The organism is Bradyrhizobium sp. STM 3557 (assembly GCF_045571465.1).
In the GTDB taxonomy this organism is placed as follows: domain Bacteria; phylum Pseudomonadota; class Alphaproteobacteria; order Rhizobiales; family Xanthobacteraceae; genus Bradyrhizobium.
The window spans coordinates 478,714-493,772 of record NZ_CP120697.1 but is presented as its reverse complement, the minus strand read 5'-3'; the positions used below and the strand labels follow the sequence as shown (position 1 = coordinate 493,772).

General features: G+C 63.9%; 13 protein-coding genes and 1 pseudogene. 5 read left to right on the top strand and 9 right to left on the bottom strand.

Annotated features, from left to right (window positions below; translation table 11 throughout):
- The first annotated feature begins 57 nt into the window (after nt 1-57).
- A complete protein-coding gene (locus tag P6U24_RS02305) occupies nt 58-1,047 on the top strand; it encodes a hypothetical protein (protein WP_407157601.1) in 990 nt (329 codons plus the stop codon).
- Between the two features lie 36 nt (nt 1,048-1,083).
- Here P6U24_RS02305 and P6U24_RS02300 read toward each other — a convergent pair whose 3' ends face one another.
- Nucleotides 1,084-3,003 carry an adenylate/guanylate cyclase domain-containing protein gene (locus tag P6U24_RS02300; RefSeq protein ID WP_407157600.1) on the bottom strand — a complete coding sequence of 640 codons (1,920 nt, stop codon included), beginning with the start codon at nt 3,001-3,003 and terminating at the stop codon, nt 1,084-1,086.
- A 290-nt stretch (nt 3,004-3,293) separates the two neighbouring features.
- Here P6U24_RS02300 and P6U24_RS02295 point away from each other — a divergent pair, with 290 nt between their 5' ends.
- A complete protein-coding gene (locus P6U24_RS02295) occupies nt 3,294-3,470 on the top strand; it encodes a hypothetical protein (RefSeq protein WP_407157599.1) in 177 nt (58 codons plus the stop codon).
- Between the two features lie 643 nt (nt 3,471-4,113).
- Here the strand turns inward: P6U24_RS02295 and P6U24_RS02290 are convergent.
- Nucleotides 4,114-4,620, bottom strand: coding sequence for a NuoB/complex I 20 kDa subunit family protein (locus P6U24_RS02290; protein ID WP_407157598.1), 507 nt, complete (start codon nt 4,618-4,620; stop codon nt 4,114-4,116).
- A 472-nt stretch (nt 4,621-5,092) separates the two neighbouring features.
- Nucleotides 5,093-5,497 (bottom strand): annotated as a pseudogene (locus P6U24_RS02285) (efflux RND transporter periplasmic adaptor subunit); the annotation flags it as partial.
- 381 nt (nt 5,498-5,878) lie between these two features.
- On the opposite strand from P6U24_RS02285, the gene P6U24_RS02280 reads away from it, so the two are divergent.
- Nucleotides 5,879-6,541: a TetR/AcrR family transcriptional regulator gene (locus tag P6U24_RS02280; protein WP_407157597.1), complete on the top strand. Its 663-nt coding sequence runs from the start codon at nt 5,879-5,881 to the stop codon at nt 6,539-6,541.
- A 79-nt stretch (nt 6,542-6,620) separates the two neighbouring features.
- Here P6U24_RS02280 and P6U24_RS02275 read toward each other — a convergent pair whose 3' ends face one another.
- Together P6U24_RS02275 and P6U24_RS02270 are read right to left on the bottom strand one after the other, a co-directional pair.
- A complete protein-coding gene (locus tag P6U24_RS02275; RefSeq protein WP_407157596.1) occupies nt 6,621-7,292 on the bottom strand; it encodes a TetR/AcrR family transcriptional regulator in 672 nt (223 codons plus the stop codon).
- Between the two features lie 7 nt (nt 7,293-7,299).
- Nucleotides 7,300-7,737, bottom strand: a complete 438-nt coding sequence (locus tag P6U24_RS02270) for a hypothetical protein (RefSeq protein WP_407157595.1) — start codon at nt 7,735-7,737, stop codon at nt 7,300-7,302.
- 294 nt (nt 7,738-8,031) lie between these two features.
- Between P6U24_RS02270 and P6U24_RS02265 the strand changes: the two genes are divergently transcribed.
- Nucleotides 8,032-8,238 (top strand): hypothetical protein, encoded by a 207-nt coding sequence (locus P6U24_RS02265; protein ID WP_407157594.1) that lies wholly within the window; start codon nt 8,032-8,034, stop codon nt 8,236-8,238.
- 156 nt (nt 8,239-8,394) lie between these two features.
- Complete coding sequence (locus tag P6U24_RS02260) at nt 8,395-8,988, top strand: PepSY domain-containing protein (RefSeq protein WP_407157593.1); 594 nt, start codon at nt 8,395-8,397, stop codon at nt 8,986-8,988.
- Nucleotides 8,989-9,129: 141 nt separating this feature from the next.
- On the opposite strand, the gene P6U24_RS02255 is transcribed toward P6U24_RS02260, so the two are convergent.
- The 4 genes from P6U24_RS02255 to P6U24_RS02240 form a co-directional block, all read right to left on the bottom strand.
- Nucleotides 9,130-12,303 carry an efflux RND transporter permease subunit gene (locus P6U24_RS02255; RefSeq protein ID WP_407157592.1) on the bottom strand — a complete coding sequence of 1,058 codons (3,174 nt, stop codon included), beginning with the start codon at nt 12,301-12,303 and terminating at the stop codon, nt 9,130-9,132.
- Nucleotides 12,300-13,739, bottom strand: coding sequence for an efflux RND transporter periplasmic adaptor subunit (locus P6U24_RS02250; RefSeq protein ID WP_407157591.1), 1,440 nt, complete (start codon nt 13,737-13,739; stop codon nt 12,300-12,302). Before P6U24_RS02250 ends, P6U24_RS02255 begins: the two co-directional genes overlap by 4 nt.
- A gap of 84 nt (nt 13,740-13,823) precedes the next feature.
- On the bottom strand, nt 13,824-14,216 hold the full coding sequence (locus tag P6U24_RS02245; protein WP_407157590.1) for a FixH family protein: 393 nt from the start codon (nt 14,214-14,216) through the stop codon (nt 13,824-13,826).
- A 100-nt stretch (nt 14,217-14,316) separates the two neighbouring features.
- Nucleotides 14,317-14,730 (bottom strand): hypothetical protein, encoded by a 414-nt coding sequence (locus P6U24_RS02240; RefSeq protein ID WP_407160741.1) that lies wholly within the window; start codon nt 14,728-14,730, stop codon nt 14,317-14,319.
- Nucleotides 14,731-15,059 lie beyond the last annotated feature (329 nt).

Genomic DNA, 15,059 nt, shown 5'->3' with positions numbered 1-15,059 from the left:
CTAGAGCCCCGTTCCGATTCAATCGGAACGGACAAGGCTCTAGCAGCGGTTGATCCGATGCAGCAGGTGGACCTCGCGCTGGCAGGCCGAAGCGCCGATCAGCCGCGCCCATTTCCGGTCGGCATCAGGCGCGTCGGAAACGGCTTCGCGGTGACCCTGCAGGATATTGCACCAACGGCGTTCACCGATCCCTTCGTCGCCGAGACCATCGCGCGCCTCAGCCGTGAGACGTACCAGCGGCCGCTTGAGTCATTTTGCGACGAGGCTTCCGACCTCGGTGCGATCGCGCCGCGCGGCATCATCTATCACGTGTCGAAATGCGGCTCGACCCTGGTCAGCCAGACGCTGAAGCAGCTCGACGACGTCACCGTGTACTCGCAGCCGGAGGCGCTCAATGGCCTGTTGATGCCGCCGCATGCCTGCAATCCCGACGAGCTGGTGCGGAGCCTGCGCGGCTTCGGCGCGCTGCTGGCCCAGCACGCCGCGGGGCCTTACGTGCTCAAGCTGGAAAGCTGGCACACGCTGTATTGCCGCGAGCTGCAGCGCGCCTTTCCGACGGCGCCCTGGGTGTTCTGCATCCGCGATCCCATCGATGTCGCGGTCTCCGTCATCGAGGACCCCGATCCCGGGGTCTGGTACCGCCGGCTCGGCCACGACGCCAATCCGTTCTTCGATGCGTTCGGGCTGTCGCAGTCCGCCGCCCGGATGCCCGGCGCGTACATTGCATTGTTCTACACGCGATTCTGCGCGGCGGTCCGGCAGCTCGCGCCGCAGACCGGCCGCATCGTGCTCTATGACAGCATGCCGGAGAGCATCTGGATGACCGTCGCGCCGCTGTTCGGATTGAACGTCTCGGCGGCCGAGCTGGCGCGGATGCAGCGGAGCACGGCGTACTATTCCAAGGCGCCGCACGGCACTGTCAGCCAATTCGTCGCCGACAGCGCCGACAAGCGGCGGCGCATCGCGCCTGACGTCCGCGCCGCGATCGAGGCCGACGCGCGACCGGCCTATGAGCAGATGCTGGAGATGATGACGGACGCCGGCTGAGCGGCGACGCGCGCCTCAAATGCCTTTTTACCCCCGCTACTTCATGCCGGCCTTGCGCAGGCCCTCGAGGACATGGGCGGATGCCGCCTGCAGCGTCGGGTTCTGGTACTGCTCTTCCTGATAATACCTGGTGATGCGGTCGAGCGTATATTCGGAGCCGAACTTGGTGTTGAACGCCACCAGCGTCTCGCTCGCCTTCGGGGCCTGATCGGTGAGAGCGTGGGCAGCGGCGAGCCACGCCTGGACATACCAGAGATTCGGTCGCACCCGCGCCGATTCGGACAATGCCTCGATCGCCTTGGGATAATCGCCCAAGGTGAAATAGGCGCGGCCCTTGACCCAGTAGAACACGCCGACGGCCGGATCGTTGGGGCTGAGCTGCAGCGCCTGCTCGACCATCGGGATCGCCTCGGCCGGCTTGCCGACGAAGACGAGCGCGTTGGCGGCCTGGGCATAGGCGCGTGCGAAGTTGGGGTCGATCCGGATGGCCTCCTGGAAGGACGCCAGCGAAGCGGGATGATCGCCGCGCAGCCGCAGCACATAGCCAAGGGCGAAGTGCGCCAGCGCCACGTTGCGGTCCAGCCCGATCGCCTTGCGCGCCGCGGTCTCGGCGCGGTCGACTTCGGCCTTGCCGGCGCCATTCCAGCCATTCAGCACGTCGCCCATCAGGACATGGGCCAGCAGCGCCAGCAGCCGCGCATTGTCCGGGTCCGCCTTGAGGCCGGCCTCCGCATTCTGACGCGACTCAAGGAATTTTTCCGGCGTCGGGTAACCCGTAGTCGCGGCCATCGCTCTCATTCTCTCATCAAGGGGATTGTGGTCTGCGGCCAGGGTGCCGATCTCGTGCCGCAGGCTGGGCACCGTCACCTCGTCATTCAGCGAGGTGGCGATGCGGCCTAGCATGTTGTCCTGCAGATCGGCCAGGCTGCTCGTCTCATAGGCGAAGGAATTGTCCCAGAGATTGGCGCCGTTGTCGGTGTCGATCAGCCGGGCGTTGACGCGGACGATCGGGCCCGCGCGCCTGACGCTGCCTTGCAGGGCGTAGCGCACCTTGAGCTCGCGGCCGATCGCGCTCGGCGTGTCCGGCCGGTCCTTGTAGGTGAAGGCGGTGCCCGAGGCGATGACCCAGGCGCGCGGCAGGCGCGCCAGCTCGCTGGTCAGATCCTCGGTGATCGCATCTGCAAGATAGTCGTCGCTGGAGCTGCCGCCGATATTGTTGAAGGGCAGCACCACGATCTTGTTGGTGCGGGCGACCACCGGATTGGCGGTGCCGAACACCAGCACGCCGGCGGTCGCAAGCACGGCCACCGCGGCGACGCCGGCGGCGACCGCCAGACTGCCCCAATGCACGGCGAGGCGCGTGCGCAGCGGCAGGCGAATCGGCTGGTCCGACACCTCGTAGACACGGATCGGATAGGGGATGTTCTTGACCCGCTGGGTGCCGCGATCCGCGAAGAAGAACCCCGGCTGCGAGCGGGCCTGGTCGTAGATGCTCTGGCTGACGCAGATCGCCCCGGGCGAGGCCAGCGATTCGAGCCGCGCCGCGATGTTGACGCTGTTGCCGTAGATGTCGTGCTGATCGACCAGCACGTCCCCGGTGTTGATGCCGATCCGCAGCTTGATCTGGTCGGGCTCGTCGGCCTGGCGGGTCGCGAGGCCACGCTGGATCTCGAGCGCACAGCGCACGACATCGGTCGCGCTCGCGAACTCGGCCAGCCAGCCGTCGCCCATGCTGCGCACGATGCGCCCGCCATGCCGGGAAATGGTGGGATCGATCAGCTCGCGCGCCAAGCAGCTGACGCGCGCATGCGTCTCGTCCTCGCTGCGGCTCATCATGTGGCTGTAATTGACGACGTCGGCCAGCATCACGGCCATCAGGCGCCGCCGGTGCCGGGCCGCCGGCTCGGCCATCGCCGGCGCCGCGTCCTTCGCTATCGATACGAGCCGCAAAGCCATGGCTGCCGTTCTGCAAATGTGGACAGGATCCCAGCGCGGCGGATTAAATCGACGGATCGGAATGACGTCAATGGCAGAGCATACACCGAGATCATCCCGGTGGCCAGAAAACTGCAATCTTGCTTACCGGGCCTCCGGCCGGGGCACGAACGGCCTCGGCCACGTCCCGCGGCTCCGATTAGATGACAGAATGGTTACGATTGTAACCAATTTTTCTGCCCCGGAACGGAGGTCAGGCGGCGCCGTTGTCGGCTGGAGACCGAGGGGATTTATGTCAATGGAGTTCACCCATGGCCGACAACAAAGACCCGAACCGGAAGCAGCCCGGCGAGAAGCAGGAAGGCAAGTATCACTACAATCCCGGCAATCAGTCCGGCAAGGAGCTTGGCATCGCCCATCCGGAGGGCGCCGAGGAGGTCAAGACCGAACCTCTCCACAGCCGTGACGAGCCTCGCCGGGCACCGTAGCGGTTCACCATTCTTCCGCTTGCACAAACAATGGACGGCCGCCGCGATCATGCCGACGCCCGGCCGTTCTCACCGTCCGTTCAGCGCCGCTCTCGCCAAGTGCACCCGTCCTAGCCGATTGCGTTAACGCTTCCGCATGGTTGGACCGTAGGTGCCGCCTTCACGATGCGTCCACGGGACTTTGGTTTGCGACAGTCAATCCGTCGGTTCAGAAACGCATTCGTCGCCAGCCGCGTGAAATGCACGTCCCCTGCTCCAGGAACGAGCATCCGCGGCTCCTTGTCTGGTTTGGTCGTCTGGTTTGGCAAAATCAGCTTCGGCTACGAGCGATCGGCGAGCTCGGCGACGCCATCTCTGCTGGCGCAGTGATTGCAACAATAGATCTTGCCGCCGGCCTCGAGCCCGTGACCGAGCACACGCGTTCCGCAGAACGTGCATGTCGGCGCCAGCGCTTGGACCGCGCACTCGAAGCTATCGAACACATGAGCTTCGCCTTTCATGACAACTTGAAAGGTTTTGTCGTAGTCATTGCCACAGGTTTCGCATGTCGGCATTGGGCTTTCCTCACTCTGCCAGTCGATTGCCCCATTTGGTAACGGCCGTCCGCAGGCGTCCATTGGCCAGCCACCGTCACGGCGGCCATCTATCGCTCGATCGTACCTGTCCGCCTGATCTTCTTCTGCAGCAGCAAAATCCCATAGAGCAGCGCCTCCGCTGTCGGAGGACAGCCGGGCACATACACATCGACGGGAACGATGCGGTCACAGCCACGAACGACGGAATACGAATAGTGGTAGTAGCCGCCGCCATTCGCGCAGGACCCCATTGAAATGACGTAGCGCGGCTCCGGCATCTGGTCGTAGACCTTGCGCAGCGCCGGCGCCATTTTGTTGCAGAGCGTGCCTGAGACAATCATGCAGTCCGACTGCCTTGGTGATGCGCGAGGAGCGCAGCCAAAACGTTCGACATCGTACCGAGGCATCGAAACCTGCATCTGCTCAATCGCGCAGCAGGCGAGTCCAAAGGTCATCCACATCAGCGACCCGGACCTTGCCCAGGTGACGAGATGATCGACCGGAGCGACAAAGTAGCCGCGGTCGCCGAGATTCTCATTCACGATGTTCCACGATGTCGAGCTGGCTTCGACCATCGGATGGTCCTGCTGCAATGCCGCTCCTTGTTGCGTCCCAACCAGCCGACCCGATCATGGTTGCAATTTTTTCGCGGCGATCACGCGTATCTTGAACCTGCTTTCGGAAATGATCCTGTGTGAGCCGGGTGTCATGCGCTCCGGCTGCGATCTTCGGCGCGCTGGCCCCGGTTCCGATCAGTCCCTGCCGGTTCCCGAGCGCATCCGTCCATTCGCTTGATCGCGGGCCTGCGTTGCCCCAGACGGGCGGCCTCATCCACCCGAACCGTGAAACCGAGCGCCGAAGATCATCACGAACAGGGTGAAGGTGAACTCGCCGGCATTGCTGCTGTTGAGACCGATCGGGATGAAACCGGCAACAGTGACCAGCGTGCCGGTCAGCGACGCTGCGAGTATCGGTGGGGCCGAGGAAGACGGATTCGTAGACGTCGAACACGGCATCCCGCTCTCCGTCTTGTGCCAGCGAAAACACCGGTTGCGCGGCCGGCACCACTTGGCCGACCTCGAGGTTGCGCGCGGTGACAATGCCGTCGGCTGTGGCGCGCAGCGTGGTATGGCCAAGCGCCTCCTTGCACCTGCCGAGTTGCGCGCGAGCCTCCTCCAGCACGCCTTCCGCAGTGCGCAAGCCTTCCTGCGCCTGATCGAACACGGTGCGCGTAGTGAAGCCGCTTGTGATCAAGGCCGCTTGCCGATTGAAGGTGGCGCTGGCGACGTGCAGCTGAGCTTCCGCAGAGCTCACCGCCGCGGTCGCGGCGTCGACGTCAGCCTGCTGCTCGGCCGGATCGAGGATCGCCAGCACCTCGCCGGCCCTGACGCGGGACCCGACATCGGCGTAGCGCGCCAGCACGCGGCCGCCGACGCGGAAAGAGAGATCCACGCGGAAGCGCGCCTGGACCTCGCCGGTCAAGGTGATGGAAGCCTGCCGGTCCCGCGGCTACACAAGCATCGTGCGTACGATCGTGGGATGCGGTGCGCGAGCAGCGGCGTGGTCATTGCAGCCGGCGAGCGCGGCGGCAGCGAGCGCAACGGCAAGCGCGCCGCCGGTCTTCAGCGTGGATCGAACAAAATTGACATTAGGCGAACAGCCGAGGTTCATCGCGCGTCCATCCGTGTGAGCGGGTGCTGCTTTCCCGCAGAGCTCCAAGCAGCGGCGCGCGAAAATAAACTATACTGTATATTTTCTTTTCATTGCCTTCGTTGGACGAACATGTCAAGTGGGAGTGGGACGGGCACGGACTCGTGATCGGGAGATCGAGACATGACGAAGAAGAGCGGGCCGAAACGCGGCAGACCATCGAAGGATCTTGCCGGCGACGTCCAGGCGCGCATCCTTGATGCAGCTCAGCTACTCTTTCTGGAGAAGGGCTATCGAAGCGCCAGCATCGATGACATTTCCGCGGCGGCGCCGGCGAGCAAGCCAACGATCTATGCCCATTTTCCCGGCAAGGAGGCGTTGTTCGCCGCTGTGGTGGCGCGCGCCGTCACCGGGCTCACGGATTTCGAAGGCTTCGAACCTGAGGGTCGCACCCTGCATGACAAGCTCGCGAGTCTTGGCACCGCGATTGTCGAGAGGGTGATCGAAGATTCCTTGGGAATGGTACGCGCCACGATCGCGGAGGCGCAGCGATTTCCCGAGTTGAGCCGCACCGTCCACGATGCCGCGCGCGATCGCTCCGTCAACGCCATTTCACGACTTCTGAATGAAACCACGCAGAAGCTCGCACGCTCGCCGAAAGGTGCCTTCGGCGGCAAGCGAAGTCTGGCCACCGCTCAGATCTTCCTCGATCTGATCCTGCTGCCGATGCTGTTTCGGTCCCTGCTGGGTGAAATGCCCAAAGAACTGAAAAAGGAGTTACCCAGCTTCGTGCGCGAACGGGTCGGTTTTTTCCTTGCCGCCTGCGAGGCAGGCTGGACGCCGTGAGCCGAGAAGCGGAACGGAGTGAATTGGAGCTGACATCCGCCTGGATCTGCCGACGATGCCGAATGTCAGGTCCCCCGTACTAGCTGCGACCGGTCGAATTGTGCTGCAACTCTAGCCGAGCACCGGTCATCTGCATGGAAGCGGTGCAGCGTGCCTCGCTGCCGAGGGCTCCTGCGCAGAAGCTCATCATCTCATCGAAGGTCGGCCCGAGAGCCAGCGCCTCGATGCGCGACGGATTGACGTAAGCATTCATAGCATCGAGCAGGCAGCAGGCGAGCATCATCGGATTGCCCGGCCGAAATTCGCCACTCCCCTGAGCGCGGAGGATGATCGACCATACCAGAGCGCGAAGCCGATCGGGGTGGGACCGGACAACCGGCCAATTTGCCCGTGAGGACGCAACCACGAGGTCATGCAAGCGGGCATCGTTCGTCAGCCGGTCTTCGTGCGACCGAGAGATCGCTATGAAAGTTGCGTGGAGACGCTCCAGGCCGGATTTGCCACAGCGCGCGCCGCGTTCCGCTGCCGTTGACACTTCCTCGAGCAGCTCCGCAACGGCGGCTTCTTCGACCGCTCGGCGGGAAGGATAGAACCGATAGATATTCGCCGCCGACATCGACGCCCCGCGAGCGATATCGGCTACGGTGGTCTTGCGATGGCCGATCTCGCGGTACAGCCGAATTGCCACTTGCACGATCCGTTTGTGGACGGATGAGGATCCGGTTCTGCAACTTGGCGACGCCTTGCTCATGCCAGCCTCACGATGAAGCAAGGTTCTGCAACTCGAGGCGACAGGCTTCTCCGAAGTCCCGGAGCGGATCGATTTCGGCCAGAAAATCAGGCAGATCGACAAACGACCTGCTCGGTGCAATGTAGGTTTCGATGATCAGCCGGCCGGCCCGCTCTGCGGCGTGGACCACCTCGTCGCTGGACAGGATCCGCATGCGTCCGATGAGCGCATACAGATTTACCAATGCCGGGATCTCGGACTTGTCGCTGATCAGCGCGTCTGCGTAGAGCCGGGACGCCTCCTCGATGAAGCCTCGATACAGCTTTTCACGCTTGGAGAAGGCGTGCGCATGATGACGCGCACGGGCGCGGCGCCGGCGGCTCACCCATCCGCTTACGATGGTGGAGAGCGCGCCGAAGGCCGAGCCTCCGAATGCGGCCAGCGCGGGAACATACATGATGCTCATGCGATCATCCTTTTCTGCGGCCAATGAGACGCATGAAGTCTTGCGAAGATGGAGCTAGCGCCGACCGGACGTCGCTCATCGGCCTTGTTTGATTGCCTACGACAGCCGCGTGCTCCGACACCGACATGCGGGCGGCAGACACCGTCGTTGCGCGGACCTGTCGAGGTCCCTACGCCACGACAGCTCGTCCGCCCGACCAGCACGAACACGCAGTTGTGAGTCTCTACCCTTGACACACCCCGCCAATTCCGCTGTATGTGAAATACACTGTTTATTTTATTTAAGAGTCAAAAGATGTCAAGCCTCCTCTTTGTTCTCACCCGGGAAAATCCCCTGGGTGGGATCGCTATCGCGTCGCTCAATCTGATCGTCGCCTTATCCCTCGTTGGCGTCAGCGTGCTGCTCGGTGTCACGATCTCGGTGCTTTCCTGGATGCACGCGCTCGCCGGCCGCAGGCTCGCAGCCCTGCCGCAAGCCGACAGGCGGCGGCGCTTCGCGTGACCACGGGCTGCGTGCGCGTGATCGAGCCCGTTTGCCGCCTAGCCCACGCCCACGGAAATCCATGTTCGGAATGATGCAGCGAGCAGATGCCGATACGCCGTCGTCCGGATGCAGACGACAAGCGACGTGTTTGGACGAAAACCATGGGATCTCCCGATGATCAAGAAGCGCTTGTTTGCCATCATCGTCTCGCTCGCCGGCACGGCGGCCATGGCCGACACCGCACAGACATTCAGCGGCGCAGAACCCGAGCGCACAGCTGCGCCGCAGGAGGTCGATCAAACTGCGATTCGCCGCGTGATCGAGGAATTCTGGAGCACACGGGTGCCGCTCGCCGAGGCTATGGCGATCGCGGAGCGTCTGCATGAAGGCTCGAGGACCGTGGACATCAGCTTCGAGCGATCGGGTCCGCCGGTCTATCGCGTGCGTACGGTCCGGAACGAACGGGTGTTCGAGAATATCATAGATGCGAACACCGGCGGCACATCACAGGCTGAAATTGCGTCGTCGCTGACGGAGCTCGATCGAGAGGATCTTGCCAACATCGTCGCTCTGAAGTGGATCAAGCAGGACCTGGCAGAGGCGGTACGGATCGCCGAAAAGGCCGCGGTGGGCGCCGCGCTCGCCGGTGGGCTGATGAAGCACGACGGCAAGCTCAGCTTTGTAGTCGTCGTTGCCAGTCGTGACCGCTTGAAGGAGGTAACGCTCGAGCCGCCTAAGGCCGGGCGACGGCCGGCAACCGACCGTTAATCACGACCTTCAGCCTAAGCCAGGCGTTAGCAGCGCCCCGCGGGCATCGCAGCGTGCGCTCCCCGGGTCTTCCCTCCGCTTCACCACGGCCGCTAACCGGTTCATCAGTTCTCCTTGGTGCTGCCCTCGGAAAATGTCCGGTCAAGCCGCCTTGGGCACGTCTTGCGGGCTGCCGGTCGATCGTTCGCCGGCTGACTCGCCATTGCGCGAAAGCCCATGTCCCTTCACGAGCCCGAAGATGGCAGGAATGACGATCAGCGTCAGCAGGGTCGACGAGATCATTCCGCCGATCATCGGCACCGCGATGCGCTGCATGATCTCCGAGCCGGTGCCGGTGCTCCACATGATCGGCAGCAGGCCCGCCATGATCGCAACCACGGTCATCATCTTCGGACGGACGCGCTCGACCGCGCCTTCCATGATGGCATCGTGGAGATCCTTGCGGGTCAGAGGCCTGCCGGCCGCCCGTCGTCTGGCACTCATCTCCGCGAGCGCGTGATCGAGATAGATCAGCATCACGACGCCGGTCTCGGCGGCGACGCCGGCGAGCGCGATGAACCCGACGGCAACCGCGACGGACAGGTTGAAGCCGAGCCACCACATCATCCAGATGCCGCCGACCAGCGCGAACGGCAGCGACAGCATCACGATCAGGGTCTCTGTCATCGCCCTGAAGTTCAGATACAGCAGCAGGAAGATGATCGTGAGCGTCACGGGCACCACGATCTTGAGGCGGGCGGCGGCGCGCTGCAGATATTCATACTGCCCGCTCCAGACCACGTAGGTGCCGGGCGGAAACTGCACGCTCTCGCTGACCGCCGCTTGCGCATCAGCGACGTAGCTTCCGATGTCGCGATCGCGGATGTCGACATAGATGTAGGTCGCAAGCTGGCCGCTCTCGGTGCGGATGGAGGTCGGTCCCCGCGCCGGCTCAACCTTGGCCACCTCACCGAGCGGCACGGCGCCGCCCGCCGGCATCGGCACCAGAACGTCGCTCGCGATGGCTTTCGGGTTGTCGCGGAGATCGCGCGGATAGCGCATGTTGACCGTGAAGCGCTGCCGGCCTTCCACGGTCGTGGTGACCGTCTGGCCGCCGAGGGCGGCCGCGATGGTGTCCTGCACGTCCTGGATCAGGATGCCGTAGCGGGCGAGCGCGTCGCGATCGGGCGTGATCTCGAGATAGTAGCCGCCGATGCCGCGCTCGGCATAGGCCGAGGAGGTGCCCGGCACTGATTTGATGACGCGCTCGATCTGCCTGGCGAGCCGATCGATCTCGCTGAGGTCGGTGCCCATCACCTTGACGCCGACAGGCGTGCGAATGCCGGTGGAGAGCATGTCGATGCGCGCCTTGATCGGCATGGTCCAGGCGTTGGACACACCGGGGAATTGCAACGCCTTGTCCATCTCCGCGATGAGGCTGTCGATGGTCACGCCGGGCCGCCACTGCTCCTTCGGTTTCAAATTGACGACCGTCTCGAACATCTCCGTCGGCGCCGGGTCGGTCGCCGTCGCCGCCCGCCCCGCCTTACCGTACACGGACGCGACTTCCGGGAAGGACTTGATGATGCGGTCCTGCATCTGCATCAGCTCGGCCGCCTTGGTGACGGAGATTCCGGGCAGCGTCGTCGGCATGTAGAGCAGTGTCCCCTCGTTCAGGTTCGGCATGAACTCGGTGCCGAGCTGCCGCGCCGGCCAGACCGTCACGGCGAGCACGACGAGCGAGGCCAGGATCACCAGCGTCTTGGCGCGGAGCACGCCCTTGATCACTGGACGGTAGATCCAGATCAGGAAGCGATTGATGACGTTCCGGCTCTCCGGGACGATCCTGCCGCGGACGAAGATCACCATCAGCGCCGGCACCAATGTGACCGACAGCAGCGCCGCAGCCGCCATCGAGAACGTCTTGGTGAAGGCCAGCGGGCTGAATAGCCGTCCTTCCTGCGATTCCAGAGTGAAGATCGGCATGAACGACACGGTGATGATCAGCAGGCTGAAGAACAGCGCCGGGCCGACTTCGGACGCCGCATCGATCAGGATCTGCACGCGCGACTGATCAGGTTTCGCGCGCTCCAGATGCTTGTGCGCGTTCTCGATCATCACGATCGCCGCATCCACCATCGCGCCGATCGCGATCGCGATGCCGCCAAGGCTCATGATGTTCGAGCCGAGGCCAAGCAGCTTCATGGCGCCGAACGCCATCAGCACGCCGACAGGTAACATCAGGATCGCCACCAGCGCGCTGCGGACATGCAGCAGGAACACGACGCAGACGAGCGCAACCACGATGCTCTCCTCGACCAGCGTGTGCCTCAGCGTATCGATCGCTGCATAGATCAGGTTCGAGCGGTCGTAGACCGGAACGATCTCGACCGATTTCGGCAGGCTGCTCGCGATCTCCCTGAAGCGCTTCTTGACGTTCTCGATCACGTCGAGGGCATTGACGCCGAAGCGCTGCAGCACGATGCCGCTTGCGACCTCGCCCTCGCCGTTCAGTTCGGCGATGCCGCGCCGCTCGTCGGGACCAAGCTCCACCCGTGCGACGTCGCGCAGCAGCACCGGCGTGCCGCCGGAGGTCTTCAGCACGATATTGCCAAGATCGTTGATGCTCTTGATGTAGCCTTTGCCGCGGATGACGTATTCGAATTCCGAGAGTTCGACGGTTCGCCCGCCGACATCGGCGTTGCTGGCGCGGATCGCGTCCCTGATCCTCTGCATGCTGATGCCGCGGTCGCGCATCCGCTGCGGATCGAGCACGACATTGTACTGCTTGACGAAGCCGCCGATGCTGGCGATCTCCGCGACACCTTCGGCCTTGGCCAGCGCGAATTTCAGATTCCAGTCCTGGATCGTGCGCGTATCTGCAAGGTTCAGCTCCTTTGACATCACGGCGTATTGGTAGACCCAACCGACGCCGGTGGCGTCCGGCCCGATCGTCGGGGTCACGCCGGCCGGAAGCCGCGACGCTGCGCCATTGAGAAATTCCAGGACGCGCGAGCGCGCCCAGTAAATATCGGTCCCGTCCTCGAAGATCACGTAGACGAAGGAGACGCCGAAGAACGAGAAGCCGCGCACCACCTTGGACTTCGGCACCGTCAGCATGGCTGTCGTCAGCGGATAGGTGACCTGGTCTTCGATCACCTGCGGGGCCTGGCCGGGATAGTCCGTATAGACGATGACCTGGGTGTCCGAGAGGTCCGGGATCGCATCCAGCGGCAGGTGGACCAGCGCGTAGAGGCCGGCGGCCGCCGCAAAGCCGGTGCCGAACAGCACCAGCAGCAGATTGCGGGCGGACCAGGCGATGATGCGGGCGATCATTTGCGCTCTCCCATCGCGTGGCTGTCGTCGGACGCTTGCTGCGCAGCCTCCTGCGGGACAGCCTCGGCGAATCCCTTGAGCGCCGCCTTCAAATTGCTTTCCGCATCGATCAGGAAGTTGGCTGAGGTGACGACTGCCTCGCCCTCGGCAAGGCCGTCCCGCACCTCGATATAGCCGGCGCCCCGCCCGCCGAGCTTCACCTCCCGCGGCTCGAAGCGCCCTTCCCCCTTGTCGACCAGCACGGCCTGCCGACCACCGGTGTCGAGTACGGAGCCATCGGGCACGGCCAGGACGGGTGTCGAGGCCGCCGTGTCGATATCGGCATCGACATACATGTCCGGCAGCAGCACCGCGTCGGGATTGGCGAGCTCAATCCGGACGCGAACGGTTCGCGTGTCGCGGTTCACCTGCGGATAGACGACGGCAATCTTGCCGGTGAAGGTTCGTCCCGCGAAACTACGCGCACGCACCGTCACCGGCTGGCCCACGGCGATGCTGCCGAGATCACGTTCGGCCACATCGACCAGGGCCCAGACCGCCGAAATGTCCGCGATCCGGAACAGCACGTCGCCCGGATTGGCCCGCATGCCTTCGATCGCGTTGCGCTCGAGCACGATGCCTTCGCGCGGCGCCGACCAACTGATGGTGACCGGCGCGGTCCGCGTTCGCTCCATGTCTGCGATGACACGCTCGGGAACGTCGAGATTGACCAGTCGTTGTCGCGAGCCGCGCCCGTAGAGCTCGACGCCGCCGACCGTCCTGGAGGTCAGTGTCGCCAGGTATTCCGCGGCTGCGGAGGCGACCGCCGAGCTGTAGATCTCCATCAGCGGCTGGCCCGCCTTGACGCGCGTGCCGGTGGTCACGTCGGCGACCTTCTGAACGAAGCTTTCGGCGCGCATGGCGATCACGGACACGCGGCGCTCATCCAACTGGATCGTGCCGGGCGCCTTGACCGAGACGCGGATCGCGCGCCGCATGGCAGGCTCCGATGTCACGCCCGTGCGCTGGATCTTCCCCGGCGACAGCTTCACTGTTCCGTCGTCCGTATCGTCGCCTTCGTAGACGGGGATGTAGTTCATCCCCATCGAATCCCTCTTCGGCACCGGCGAGGTGTCCGGCAGCCCCATCGGATTGCGGTAGTAGAGGATCTTGCGCGCGGACTCCGCCTGTTGCTGCGGCTTCGCCGGCTCGGGCGTGGCGTGATCGTCGTCATAGACAGGCAAGTAGTCCCGCCCGCGCTCGTCCTTCTTCGGACCTGCCGACCATAGCGGCGCGCCGCTCGGATCGCGGTAGTAGAGCGGAGTCCGGTCTGCGGCTGCGGCGGTCGCCGCTACGGCGGCGTGGGCAGGCCAGTGCCCAGCCTTCGCGGACCAGTAGGCGCCAAGGGCCAGTCCGCCGCATAGCGAAAGAGTCGTCAAGACACGAAGGGTTCTCATGGCGTGTATCCGCATGCGCCGACCGGCGCGCGTCCATCTCAATGGGCCAAGGAAATCGGGCGCCGTCCGGCGGCGCCCGAACGCTTACTTGCCGGCTTTGACGATCACCTTGCCGGTGACGGTCTCGGGCTCGCCCTGCACCTTCGCCGACAGCGTCACTTGATAGCGGCCGGCCATCGGCAGGTCCGTCTTGAAGGCGTAGACGCCCGGCTCCTTGGAGGGCAGCGGCGCGACCGGCGACTCCATCTCCGCCATCCCGTCTGGCGCCATGTCGACGCGGGTCTTGAAGATGACCGCGTCCGACACCGGCTTGCCGGTCTGCTTGTTGGTCAGGCGAACAGCGAGCGTGACGTCGTCACCCTTCTTCATCTCCGGATTGACCGGCTCGAACGTGTAGTCGCCGGCACCCGCCATGGCAGCCGACGCGGCAAACGAAAGGGTGGCGGCGAGAGCCGCGGTGCTGAATTTGGAAAGCATTGTCCTGTCCTCATGAAGTGATCTCGAGTCGTGGCGCCATCGGCGCGCACGTCAGCCGTCGTCGCGCGGAGCCGTGCTGCGCGCGTTGGACTTTTCGAGATCAGATTCGAGGAGGTCGGAAGGGCGGACTGCCGCTTTGGAACGAGGCGACCTGATCCGCGGGAATGGCGATCTTGCTCGCCGCAACGGCAATAAACGCGAAGGCGACGGGCCTGACATCGCCAAGCGCGAGGGCCCCACCGATGCAGCAGAAGCCCATTCCGCACTTGTCGGCGCTGGTCTGCGACGCCGTTCCCTTCATGTCATCCGGACAGCAATCGTCCATCGACATCTCGGCTTGGCCGCCCATGTGCATCTGATGGTGCTGCATCTGGTGGTGGTGCATCTGGTCACCAGCCATATGCATCTGCATGCCGTCCGTCGACACCGCAACGCCGGCCGCCGATGCGCCGACCGGCAGCATCGCCAGCGAGAGGGCGATCGCAATTGCGAGGATGGCACGGACGACCCGCATCGTGATTGACTTAACCTTTCGGGCCATAGCGCGACCCCAGTAGCATAGTCTGGCGCCGCGTGCAGGTCTTGATCCCAATCAAGCATGCGTGACCGATGCGATGCAAGCGATTCGGGATATGCCTGATTTGATCAGGACTTCTGCGCGATCGAGAACGGGCGGCAGACTAAGAAACAAAAACAATAAAAATGAAAATTATGTCTATGCGATGGCTTCGGGGTCGATCGGAAAGACACGGCCATCGCCGTCATTCACCCGACTGGAGGTCACCAGCAATCCCTTACTGTGTAACTGGGCACATGAACCGGCCAGTAACCCTGGAAATAGAG

Bases quoted from the DNA above. Each gene is read 5' to 3' on its own strand.
- P6U24_RS02305 (WP_407157601.1), top strand. From the start codon at position 58: ATGCAGCAGGTGGACCTCGCGCTGGCAGGCCGAAGCGCCGATCAGCCG.
- P6U24_RS02300 (WP_407157600.1), bottom strand. From the start codon at position 3,003: ATGGCTTTGCGGCTCGTATCGATAGCGAAGGACGCGGCGCCGGCGATG.
- P6U24_RS02295 (WP_407157599.1), top strand. From the start codon at position 3,294: ATGGCCGACAACAAAGACCCGAACCGGAAGCAGCCCGGCGAGAAGCAG.
- P6U24_RS02290 (WP_407157598.1), bottom strand. From the start codon at position 4,620: ATGGTCGAAGCCAGCTCGACATCGTGGAACATCGTGAATGAGAATCTC.
- P6U24_RS02280 (WP_407157597.1), top strand. From the start codon at position 5,879: ATGACGAAGAAGAGCGGGCCGAAACGCGGCAGACCATCGAAGGATCTT.
- P6U24_RS02275 (WP_407157596.1), bottom strand. From the start codon at position 7,292: ATGAGCAAGGCGTCGCCAAGTTGCAGAACCGGATCCTCATCCGTCCAC.
- P6U24_RS02270 (WP_407157595.1), bottom strand. From the start codon at position 7,737: ATGAGCATCATGTATGTTCCCGCGCTGGCCGCATTCGGAGGCTCGGCC.
- P6U24_RS02265 (WP_407157594.1), top strand. From the start codon at position 8,032: ATGTCAAGCCTCCTCTTTGTTCTCACCCGGGAAAATCCCCTGGGTGGG.
- P6U24_RS02260 (WP_407157593.1), top strand. From the start codon at position 8,395: ATGATCAAGAAGCGCTTGTTTGCCATCATCGTCTCGCTCGCCGGCACG.
- P6U24_RS02255 (WP_407157592.1), bottom strand. From the start codon at position 12,303: ATGATCGCCCGCATCATCGCCTGGTCCGCCCGCAATCTGCTGCTGGTG.
- P6U24_RS02250 (WP_407157591.1), bottom strand. From the start codon at position 13,739: ATGAGAACCCTTCGTGTCTTGACGACTCTTTCGCTATGCGGCGGACTG.
- P6U24_RS02245 (WP_407157590.1), bottom strand. From the start codon at position 14,216: ATGCTTTCCAAATTCAGCACCGCGGCTCTCGCCGCCACCCTTTCGTTT.
- P6U24_RS02240 (WP_407160741.1), bottom strand. From the start codon at position 14,730: ATGCGGGTCGTCCGTGCCATCCTCGCAATTGCGATCGCCCTCTCGCTG.